This is a genomic window from Petrachloros mirabilis (assembly GCF_975968855.1).
This window is the reverse complement of sequence record NZ_CDLUDY010000224.1, coordinates 1-9,615: the sequence shown is the minus strand read 5'-3', so window position 1 is coordinate 9,615 and position 9,615 is coordinate 1. Positions and strand designations below refer to the sequence as shown.

Genomic DNA, 9,615 nt, shown 5'->3' with positions numbered 1-9,615 from the left:
TCGATCCTGCGAGGACTGTGGTGTTGATGTGCGGTCCCGAGATCATGATGCGGCTGGGGGCTCCTATCCTTGTCGAGCGCGGCGTGCTGCCGTCCGCGATCCACGTATCCCTGGAGCGGCATATGGAATGCGGTATCGGCCTTTGCGGACATTGCCAGATGGGGCCATATTTTCTCTGCAAAGATGGACCGGTCATGCCGTACGACCGAGTGTCAGGGTGGTTGGGACGAGGGGGCGTCTGAAAATCCAACGGGTGCGGAGTAGTCGGCAAACAGGTTGAGGGCCACATGAGTGCCAGGAGGAAGAACGCGAGACCTTCACGGACCAAGCGGCTCAAGCTTGGCGTCTTTAAATTCGCTTCATGTGACGGCTGCCAGCTGAGCGTTTTGAATCTGGAAGATGAACTGCTGGCACTGAGCGAAACGGTGAATATCGCCTATTTCCCGGAGGCGTCGAGCGCCATGAGAGAAGGCCCGTTCGACCTGGCATTGGTCGAAGGCTCTATTACGACGCCTGACGATGCGGAGCGGATTCTGGCCGTGCGCGAGCAAGCCACGAAGTTAATGACGATCGGGGCTTGTGCGACAGCAGGCGGCATCCAGGCGCTTCGAAATTGGGCGGATGTCGATGCGTTCAAGCAAGCCGTCTATCCAAGTCCCGAATATCTCCGAAGTCTCAGCACCTCCACTCCGATCTCCGAGCATGTCCGTGTCGACTTCGAACTTTGGGGGTGTCCCATCGACAAGAGACAATTATTGCGAGTCATTACGGACCTTGCGGCGGGAGTCCAGCCGTGGCTGCCGACCGACAGTGTATGCATCGAGTGCAAACGGCGGGGGTACGTCTGTGTATTGGTGACGAAGGGCATACCCTGCCTTGGACCGGTCACGAAGACCGGCTGCGGCGCGATTTGTCCCGGTATGGGCCGGGACTGTTATGGCTGCTTCGGTCCGAGCGATGGGCATTCAAAAGGTCCCGGCTTACCGCCGAACACCGGCTCGCTAGCCAAACAGTTCAATGAAGGACTCAACCTGATTCCAGTGGAGATTGTCCGGCGATTCAGAGGCATCAACGGATACGTGGAATCGTTCAAACATGAAAGTGGTGCATGGGAAAGGGAGCAGTGAATATCTGAAGGCCGAAAGGTGAGGAGTGAAAGGCAACGGAAGCAAGACGCGGGAGAAGGGAAAGCGGACGAGAACGATCGCCATCGGAACGCTCGCGCGGGTGGAAGGCGAGGGTGCCTTGCGAGTCACGGTGAAGGGCGGCGAGGTGCATGACGTAGAACTGAGGATCTTCGAACCGCCGCGCTATTTTGAAGCGTTCCTGGTCGGTCGGCACTACAGCGAGGTGCCGGATATCGTGGCCCGCATCTGCGGCATCTGTCCTGTGGCCTATCAGATGAGCGCGGTTCATGCGCTGGAACAGGTCTTCGGCCTCCGGATCCCGCGCTCGATCCGTGATCTCCGGCGACTCATCTATTGCGCCGAATGGATCGAGAGTCATACCTTGCACGTCTATATGTTGCATGCGCCGGACTTTCTCGGGTACGACGGCGCAATCGACATGGCGAAGGATCATCGTGATGCCGTGACGCGGGGGCTCCGTCTCAAAAAGGCGGGAAATCACTTACTCACGCTCTTGGGTGGCAGATCGGTCCATCCGGTTTCGGTCAAGGTCGGAGGGTTCTCGCGCGTGCCGACGCGCTCCGAGTTGAACGGGCTCAGAGATGAATTGCTCTGGGCTCGGGATTCAGCGTTTGAAACAGTGCGGTGGGTGACCGGCTTCGAGAAGCCGGCGTTCGCCCAGGATTACACCTTTGTGGCGCTCAACCCTTCGGATGAATATCCGTTCAATGAAGGACCGGTGGCATCCAGTCGGGGGTTGTCCATCCGGGCCGAAAACTTCGAACAGCATTTCGTAGAGTCGCAAGTGCCGCATTCAAACGCGCTGCACTGTACCTTGGACCGCGCATCTTATCTTGCGGGCCCGCTTGCTCGATTCAATCTGAATAGAGAACGGTTGACTCCATTGGCTAAAGAAGTCCTGCGAGACATCGGATTGCATGCCACGATCAACAATCCTTTCGAGATGATCGTCGTGCGGTCGGCGGAAATCCTGTTTGCGATTGAAGAAGCGCTGCGGGTGATTGACGAATACGAAACGCCGCACGAGGCTTCGGTTCCTGTTACAGCACGAGCCGGTGTCGGCATGGCCTGTACCGAAGCACCGAGAGGCCTTCTCTATCATCGTTACGCCGTCGACGAGCAGGGTGTGATCCGGGAGGCCAAGATCATCCCGCCGACCTCCCAGAACCAGCTCCGAATCGAGGAAGATCTTCGCGCCTTCGTGCCGCAGGTGCTGAACCTCTCAACGAAGCAGGCAGCATTGGCATGTGAGCGCGTCATTCGTTGCTACGATCCCTGCATTTCGTGCGCGACCCACTTTCTGCAACTGGAAATCTGCGAGGCGACCGCATGAAGGAACGAGCGACGATCCGTGTCATCGGCATCGGTAACCGCTGGCGGGGCGACGATGCGGTCGGATTGTCGGCTGTGGAGCGGCTCCGAGGGCGGCTCGGTCCGGCCATCGACATCACCGAGGCCGAGGGGGACGGCTTGGCCATTCTCGAACTCTTGGAGGGCGCCGATCATGTGGTGTTGATCGACGCAGTGAACGGTGGGGGACAGCCTGGTGAGGTTGTCCGCCTTGATCTGTCGACGGCGAGCCGATGGGGAACGATGATGCCGCGCTCGACCCACGCTTGGGGCCTGGCCGCAGCCATCGACCTGGCCAGGACCTTGGAACGGCTACCGAAGTACACCGTGTTCTATGGCATTGTGGTTGAGTCCCTAGAATCTGGCGCGGCCCTTTCTGAAAATGTGCGCGCCGGAATGGAGAAAGTTGTTGAGAAAGTATGCTTGGAACTTCAAGAGGTTGAATGCACGAAGTACATGTGATGCATCAAGTAGTGAAGGCGGTCGAGCAGGCTCTTCGAGGGAGCGAGAACGCAACGCCCGCTGTCGTGCGACTGCAGGTCAGTTCTCTATCGCACCTCGCCGGACACAATCTCCTGACGCTGCAGTCGGCATTCGAACTGGCGAGTATCGGCACGCGCGTCGAAGGAGCCCGGCTCGAGGTGTCGACTGTTCCGATTCAGGCCTGTTGTCGCTCATGTGGCTCGGCTTCGAACGTCGAGCGCATTGGGGACGTCTGTACGGCCTGTGGTTCGCAGGAAATCGTACTCGATGACGTTCCGGAAGTGATCGTGCAGGACGTCATGGTGACGGAATGACCATAGGATTGGCGGTGCGAGTCCAGGTGAAGGCCGAGGGAACCCTTCAGGGGGTCGGGTTCCGGCCCTTTGTCTATCACGCAGCGAGCGAACTGGGGTTGGGCGGATGGATCAAGAATCGGGGAGACGGAGTGGTAATCGAAGCGGAGGGAACGGCCGATGCGATCGACCGACTTGTCGAACGGCTTCGGACAGCCGGTCCGCCGGGAGCCAGAATTGATCATATAAGTGTCCTGTCGATTGCTCCGATCGGGGAAGAGGTTTTCACGATTCAGCCGAGCTGTGAGGAGGGCGCAAAACAACTCCCAATAACCTCCGACCTGGCAACTTGCGGCGATTGTGTGTCGGAATTATTCGATGCCGATAATCGCCGCTATCACTATCCATGGCTTTCCTGCGCGCATTGCGGACCGCGTTTCAGCATGGTGACCGGCGTGCCCTATGACCGGGTAAACACCACGATGTCACGATTCCATCTCTGTGAGGCTTGCCGGGTTGAGTATGAGAATCCTGCTGACCGGCGGTTTCATGCGGAGTCTATCGCCTGCTCGGTTTGTGGCCCCCGGGTGTCTTTATGGGGATGGGATGGAGCCGTGTTAGATGTTGGTGACGGGGCGTTGCATAAGGCCTGTGACATGATGCGCTCCGGCGCGATTGTGGCGGTGAAAGGGATCGGTGGATTTCACTTCTGGGTCGATGCGACGTCCGAGGAAGCCGTCAGGCGCCTGCGCAATCGTAAGCAGCGTCCCCATAAGCCATTTGCCGTTATGTTCCCTTCGATGGAAGCGATTCGCAAGTGTTGCGCCGTTTCTTCCCACGAAGCAGAGTGGTTGAGATCGCCGAAAGCCCCAATCGTCATTCTTCCAAGGCTGGATACAGCAAGCCTGGCGCAAGGGGTTGCACCGGAAAATTCGACGGTCGGCGCCATGTTGCCCTATGCCCCGCTGCATCATCTGCTGACAAAAGAACTGGGAATTCCGGTCGTCGCGACGAGCGGCAATCGATCGGATGAACCTATCGTCATGGATGAGCATGCGGCGGTGCGGCAGATGAAGAACATTGCGGACGCATTTCTTGTTCACGACCGCGCCATCCAACGTCCGATGGATGATTCCGTTGTTCGAATGGCGGAAACAGGGCCTATTATCCTTCGCCGGGCCCGCGGCCTGGTTCCGGAGACGATTCCTCTGCCTCAAGGTCTGGCCCTCGACATCGAGGGGCCTGTATTGGCCGTCGGGGGGCATTTGAAGAATACGGTTTCGCTTCTTGAAGCCGATCGCGTTCTGGTGAGCCAACATCTTGGCGATCTCTCCACTGTTGAGACAGAGTGGGCCGTTCGTCAGGCCATTGATGATCTGCAATGGCTGGTTGGAATAACGCCTGGTACTGTGGCCTGCGATCTCCACCCAGACTACCGGTCGACAAGGCTGGCAGAGGATCTTGCCACCGGGTGGGACGTGCCACTCGTCCGGATCCAACACCATCATGCACATGTGGCATCCTGCATGGCTGAACGGGAGGTAACCGGCGAAGTGTTGGGGGTAGTATGGGACGGCGGCGGGTACGGAACGGATGGTACGATCTGGGGCGGCGAATTTTTAGTTGCGACGTATCAGGATTGTCGTCGCATAGCTCACGTGCACCAATTCCGGTTGCCTGGCGGCGTGCAGGCGGTGCGGGAGCCGCGGCGGGTTGCGTTGGCCGTCCGGTATGAAACATTCGGCACTGAGAAATGTCACTTCGGTCGTTTGCAAGAATCTAGCAGGGTTGTCCAGGAGAATCATCTCCTCGCCATGCTCGATCATCAGATTCAGTCTCCAATCACGACGAGCACGGGACGGCTTTTCGACGCAGTCTCGTCGATACTTGGTTTCTGTCATGTGTCAACCTTCGAAGGGCAAGCGGCGATGATGTTGGAGCAGGCAGCACTGTCGGCCTCGGCACTGCACAGGCGTGATGGCGAACTGTATCCGATTCAGTTGAAAGCACAGGCAGAAGAGGGGCAGCCGTGGATCGCAGATTGGCGGCCGATGATCGAGCGAATCGTGCATGATATCGAGTGCGGGGTTGACCGATCGCTCGTCGCCTACCGATTCCATTGCTCGCTGGCGGAGCTCATCGGCCAGGTTGCGGAGCTGGTCGGCCTGAAGCATGTCGCACTCACAGGAGGGTGTTTTCAGAACGCGCTATTGGTCGATCTCGCAACGCGACGGCTCGAGTCGGCAGGTTTTGCCGTGTTGACTCATGGGCAAGTCCCGCCGAATGACGGAGGGTTGTCGCTGGGCCAGGCGGTGATCGCCGCATGCCGGTTGGGACTGAGGAGTTCGCAATAGAACGAGGTAGGTTCCTGAAAATATGTGTCTGGCGGTACCTGGACAGGTGGTGGCGATAGAGAACGATCCTTTGCGGACGGGAACCGTTTCGTTCGCCGGTGTAACAAAAACCGTATCGTTAGCCATGGTGCCAGACGTACGGGTAGGCGACTATGTGATCGTACACGTGGGGTTTGCCATCAGTCGATTGGATGAAACGGCGGCTCGCCGTTCGCTGGCTCTGTACAGAGAATTGGAGGGAAGCCGGGCGAGCACAACCGAAGGACAAATGGACTTGTGAAATACGTCGACGATTTTCGGCGGCGTGACCATGCGGAAACATTAGCCGCCGCCATTGCGAGCACCGTCACGAGGCCCTGGACCATTATGGAGGTCTGTGGCGGACAGACCCACGCCATTGTACGTTTTGGACTCGACGAACTGATGCCGAAGGACGTGACGTTGGTGCATGGGCCAGGGTGTCCCGTCTGTGTCACACCGGTCGCTTTGATCGATCAGGCGATCCGACTTGCCTCTATCCCACGCATCACCTTTTGCACATTCGGCGACATGCTGCGTGTGCCGGGTTCACAACAAGATCTCTTTGCCGTGAAGGCGGCCGGCGGTGATGTCAGAATCATCTACTCGCCGCTCGATGCAATCAAGCTGGCCGAGACCCTTCCGGAGAGAGAGATCGTCTGCTTCGCGGTTGGATTCGAAACGACGGCTCCCGCTTTTGCCATGGCAGTCCAGCTGGCTTGTACACGTGGATTGCAGAACTTCAGTCTATTGGTCGCCCATGTGCTTGTGCCTCCGGCGATCGAAGCGATTCTCTCGGCTCCGGCGTGCCGGATACAAGGATTTCTCGCTGCAGGGCACGTGTGCACCATCATGGGCTATGAAGAGTACGAACCGTTGGCGGCAAGGTTTCACGTGCCCATCGTCGTCACAGGTTTCGAACCGGTCGATATTCTCGAAGGGGTGCTGATGGCTGTCTCACAATTGGAGCAAAGGAGAGCATTCGTCGAGAATCAATATGTCCGATCGGTAAGGGAAAAGGGGAATCAGGAGGCGAGGTCGATCATTGCAGAGGTCTTCGAGCCGACCGTTAGGACTTGGAGAGGGATCGGTGTGATTCCGCAAAGCGGGCTGAAGCTTACACGAACCTATGAACGATTCGATGCGGCTTTACGGTATCAGCAAGAATTAACGGACAGCCGATCAGAGGAAATCGATGATTCGACGTGCCGGAGCGGATTGGTCCTTCAAGGGCTGATGAAGCCGGTCGAGTGTGAAGCGTTCGGAACACGGTGCACACCGGAACATCCGCTGGGGGCTCCGATGGTGTCCGGCGAAGGAGCCTGCGCCGCATATTATCGCTATCGCGCAGGCGCAAAGTCCGGGGCGCTAGGCGAGGGGATTCAGGCATAAACAACGGCAGAACAGGACGTGAGTGATATATGAATCGCCATCAAGGCCTCGAAGTGCAATGTCCGGTACCGACACTCAACCAGAACAACGTGCAAATGGCGCACGGAGGCGGAGGGATACTGATGCAGCGCCTCATTCAAGACGTCTTCGTTCGTTCATTTGGTTATCCTCCCGATTCATGTTTACATGACGGAGCGACAGGATCCGTCCCCGAAGGAACGCTGGCGTTTACAACGGACTCGTACGTTGTGCATCCACTGTTCTTTCCCGGTGGCGACATCGGCAGTCTCGCGGTTTACGGCACAGTAAACGATTTGGCCATGTGCGGGGCGAAACCCTTGTGGCTCAGCGCGGGCTTTATTTTGGAAGAAGGGCTTCCGATCGAGACGTTGCAGCGGGTCGTGGATTCGATGGCTCAAGCCGCGCGCGACGCCAATGTTTCCATCGTTACCGGTGATACCAAGGTCGTGGATCGCGGAAAGGGCGACGGCATCTTCATCAATACTGCCGGAGTCGGCATCGTGCCTTCGGGAATCAGTGTCGGACCTCGGAGAGTCGAACCCGGTGACGCAATTCTTCTAAGCGGCGATCTCGGTCGACACGGCGTGGCGGTATTAAGTACGCGGGAGGGCATGTCGTTTTCAGGCGGTGTCGCCAGTGATTCTGCGCCGCTGCACGAAGCGGTGATGGATCTAGTGAAATCAGGGGTAGAGATTCACTGCCTCCGCGATCTGACCAGAGGGGGGCTTGCGAGCGCGCTCAATGAAATCGCTGCCGCCGCCGGAGTGACAATCCTGCTTGATGAGCGGGTAATTCCGGTCAGTGAAGAAGTGCAAGGAGCCTGTGAAGTGCTGGGGCTGGATCCGCTCTACGTTGCCAACGAAGGGCGATTTGTCGTGTTCTTGCCGGATGGTGAAGTAGAGCGCGCCTTAGGTGTATTGCGCAGTCATACTGTTGCAAGGGAAGCTTCAGTGATCGGCAAGGTCGGTCGGAGCGATAGGCCTTCCGTTACCATCAAAACAGTGTTAGGAACACACCGTTTCCTCGATCTGCTGTCCGGGGAACAATTGCCTAGGATCTGCTGAAATCCGCAGAAGGGCACTCTTCCTCACAGGACAGGCCTAGGATCGTAATTCGTGGCTCAGGATCTCCCGCTCCGCATCCAACCAATCTTGCAGGTCCCATCCGTGTCGATAGCCGCGCTCCTCATACAGGGCGTAAGCCCGCAGGGCGATCCTGTCGTGCACTCTCTTCGAATCCTTCGAGGTGACAGCTTTACGCGTACTCCGTGCGGAACTCTCCTTTGGACTCTTGAGGGCCCTCTTGGTATTCTTTGTCTTCCCGCCGGAATCGAATTTCCGTGGCGACATCGCGAATCTCCTCAGGCGGATGCCAACGCCTCACCAGCGGACTCGGGCACCGGGTGCGGGATAAACGGCCGATCGAGGCATTCCAGGGGGAACGCCGGCGGCTTCCCGATACGGCGGAGCGTTTCGGCGATCCGTTCCGGTTTTCCCCAATCGCTCCACAGCACGCCGTTCAATTCCATCACCGCCACACGGTCGGGGATACGCTGAAGCAAATGGGAAGAAAAGTTATAGGCGGGCATCTTCCGATAGATCGCCTTAAGGGCTGATGATTCGCCCGATGTGTCCCATGCCGAAACCAGTTGCTCAAAGAGCGGCATCATGTCGGGGAAACAATCCATTCCGGCTTGCCATAATGATTCCACCGTTGCGATGATGACCAACGTATTCCAGAGTCCCCCCGATCGAAGCGCCGCATCGGCTTCAGCGGCTTCAGGTTTTTCCAAGAACGAAGATATTGCATATGCAGGATGTAGAGGAGAGCCGTTCAGTCGAGGACCGCAACGAATCCATCCATACTCCACTTCCAGTCGATCCGGCTGAACACCTAACAGCATGAGACGTTCCGGCATCGATTCGACCGAGGCTACCGCTTGCCGCACTGTCGAGAGAAAGCGATGCTCTGGATAGATAAAATGATCAGACGGATGAATGACCACGATCGCCTGCGGAGCGTGCCTGCGTAAATAGGAGAGCGGCAGGAAAATGCCGGCAGCCGTGTCGCGATTGGCTGGTTGCAGGACCAGTTTTCGGATGGTCCGACCGCGCAATTGCGATTTCACGTCGGATCGGTGGTGGCGCGCAGCGATAACAAGCGTTCGTTCTGCAGACGTCAGCCGTGCCGCGCGATCAACAGTGTGTTGAAACATCGATCGTGTTCCGACAAAAGCGCAATATTGTTTCGGCCGATGCCGGCCCAGCCACCGCAGAACGAGTGGCCTCACCCGTTCGCCTTCTCCCCCAGCTAACACAATGGACCACACAGTTCTCTTTTCTTCGTCGTGAAGTGTCATGATCGCAGTCCTTTCTCCGGGGCTTCCTAGTGCCGCTTGATATGCGCTTGATATGCGAAAGCCGTCCTATTTGAAGCTGTCCGGTTAGCCCTACCACCGCCACCGACGACGGGCGAGGGAAGATCCCTGGCCGGAGGAGCTTGAAAGACCTGGAGATGTGTTCTTCTGATTGGCAGCGACCGTTGCATCGGTCCAGT

General features: G+C 57.7%; 11 protein-coding genes. 9 read left to right on the top strand and 2 right to left on the bottom strand.

Annotated elements, in window-relative coordinates; genetic code table 11:
* The 9 genes from ACWVCN_RS09345 to hypE form a co-directional block, all read left to right on the top strand.
* The coding region (locus tag ACWVCN_RS09345) for an iron-sulfur cluster-binding protein (RefSeq protein WP_455245314.1) at positions 1 to 242 on the top strand (242 nt) is incomplete at its 5' end.
* Between the two features lie 45 nt (positions 243 to 287).
* The gene (locus ACWVCN_RS09340) at positions 288 to 1,127 is read left to right on the top strand and encodes an NADH-quinone oxidoreductase subunit B family protein (RefSeq protein ID WP_455245313.1); all 840 of its coding nucleotides are present in this window, start codon (positions 288 to 290) and stop codon (positions 1,125 to 1,127) included.
* A 25-nt stretch (positions 1,128 to 1,152) separates the two neighbouring features.
* Entirely contained in the window at positions 1,153 to 2,481 is a 1,329-nt protein-coding gene (locus ACWVCN_RS09335; RefSeq protein WP_455245312.1) for a Ni/Fe hydrogenase subunit alpha, read from the top strand.
* Complete coding sequence (locus ACWVCN_RS09330; RefSeq protein ID WP_455245310.1) at positions 2,478 to 2,960, top strand: hydrogenase maturation protease; 483 nt, start codon at positions 2,478 to 2,480, stop codon at positions 2,958 to 2,960. Before ACWVCN_RS09335 ends, ACWVCN_RS09330 begins: the two co-directional genes overlap by 4 nt.
* Entirely contained in the window at positions 2,960 to 3,295 is a 336-nt protein-coding gene (locus tag ACWVCN_RS09325) for a hydrogenase/urease maturation nickel metallochaperone HypA (RefSeq protein ID WP_455245309.1), read from the top strand. The genes ACWVCN_RS09330 and ACWVCN_RS09325 overlap by 1 nt, the downstream gene beginning before the upstream one ends.
* Positions 3,292 to 5,628 (top strand): carbamoyltransferase HypF, encoded by a 2,337-nt coding sequence (gene hypF, locus ACWVCN_RS09320; protein WP_455245308.1) that lies wholly within the window; start codon positions 3,292 to 3,294, stop codon positions 5,626 to 5,628. Before ACWVCN_RS09325 ends, hypF begins: the two co-directional genes overlap by 4 nt.
* A 22-nt stretch (positions 5,629 to 5,650) precedes the next feature.
* Positions 5,651 to 5,908 carry a HypC/HybG/HupF family hydrogenase formation chaperone gene (locus ACWVCN_RS09315; RefSeq protein WP_455245307.1) on the top strand — a complete coding sequence of 86 codons (258 nt, stop codon included), beginning with the start codon at positions 5,651 to 5,653 and terminating at the stop codon, positions 5,906 to 5,908.
* Positions 5,905 to 7,038, top strand: a complete 1,134-nt coding sequence (gene hypD, locus ACWVCN_RS09310) for a hydrogenase formation protein HypD (protein WP_455245305.1) — start codon at positions 5,905 to 5,907, stop codon at positions 7,036 to 7,038. The genes ACWVCN_RS09315 and hypD overlap by 4 nt, the downstream gene beginning before the upstream one ends.
* A gap of 29 nt (positions 7,039 to 7,067) precedes the next feature.
* Positions 7,068 to 8,123 carry a hydrogenase expression/formation protein HypE gene (gene hypE, locus ACWVCN_RS09305; RefSeq protein ID WP_455245304.1) on the top strand — a complete coding sequence of 352 codons (1,056 nt, stop codon included), beginning with the start codon at positions 7,068 to 7,070 and terminating at the stop codon, positions 8,121 to 8,123.
* A gap of 36 nt (positions 8,124 to 8,159) precedes the next feature.
* Here hypE and ACWVCN_RS09300 read toward each other — a convergent pair whose 3' ends face one another.
* Both ACWVCN_RS09300 and ACWVCN_RS09295 read right to left on the bottom strand, forming a co-directional pair.
* Positions 8,160 to 8,408 (bottom strand): DUF2934 domain-containing protein, encoded by a 249-nt coding sequence (locus ACWVCN_RS09300; protein WP_455245302.1) that lies wholly within the window; start codon positions 8,406 to 8,408, stop codon positions 8,160 to 8,162.
* Between the two features lie 11 nt (positions 8,409 to 8,419).
* A complete protein-coding gene (locus ACWVCN_RS09295) occupies positions 8,420 to 9,418 on the bottom strand; it encodes a sugar phosphate nucleotidyltransferase (protein WP_455245301.1) in 999 nt (332 codons plus the stop codon).
* Between the last annotated feature and the right edge of the window lie 197 nt (positions 9,419 to 9,615).

What these genes read in the sequence shown, in the direction of transcription:
- ACWVCN_RS09340 (WP_455245313.1), top strand. Translation starts at nt 288, where the DNA reads ATGAGTGCCAGGAGGAAGAACGCGAGACCTTCACGGACCAAGCGGCTC.
- ACWVCN_RS09330 (WP_455245310.1), top strand. Translation starts at nt 2,478, where the DNA reads ATGAAGGAACGAGCGACGATCCGTGTCATCGGCATCGGTAACCGCTGG.
- ACWVCN_RS09325 (WP_455245309.1), top strand. Translation starts at nt 2,960, where the DNA reads ATGCATCAAGTAGTGAAGGCGGTCGAGCAGGCTCTTCGAGGGAGCGAG.
- hypF (WP_455245308.1), top strand. Translation starts at nt 3,292, where the DNA reads ATGACCATAGGATTGGCGGTGCGAGTCCAGGTGAAGGCCGAGGGAACC.
- ACWVCN_RS09315 (WP_455245307.1), top strand. Translation starts at nt 5,651, where the DNA reads ATGTGTCTGGCGGTACCTGGACAGGTGGTGGCGATAGAGAACGATCCT.
- hypE (WP_455245304.1), top strand. Translation starts at nt 7,068, where the DNA reads ATGAATCGCCATCAAGGCCTCGAAGTGCAATGTCCGGTACCGACACTC.
- ACWVCN_RS09300 (WP_455245302.1), bottom strand. Translation starts at nt 8,408, where the DNA reads ATGTCGCCACGGAAATTCGATTCCGGCGGGAAGACAAAGAATACCAAG.
- ACWVCN_RS09295 (WP_455245301.1), bottom strand. Translation starts at nt 9,418, where the DNA reads ATGACACTTCACGACGAAGAAAAGAGAACTGTGTGGTCCATTGTGTTA.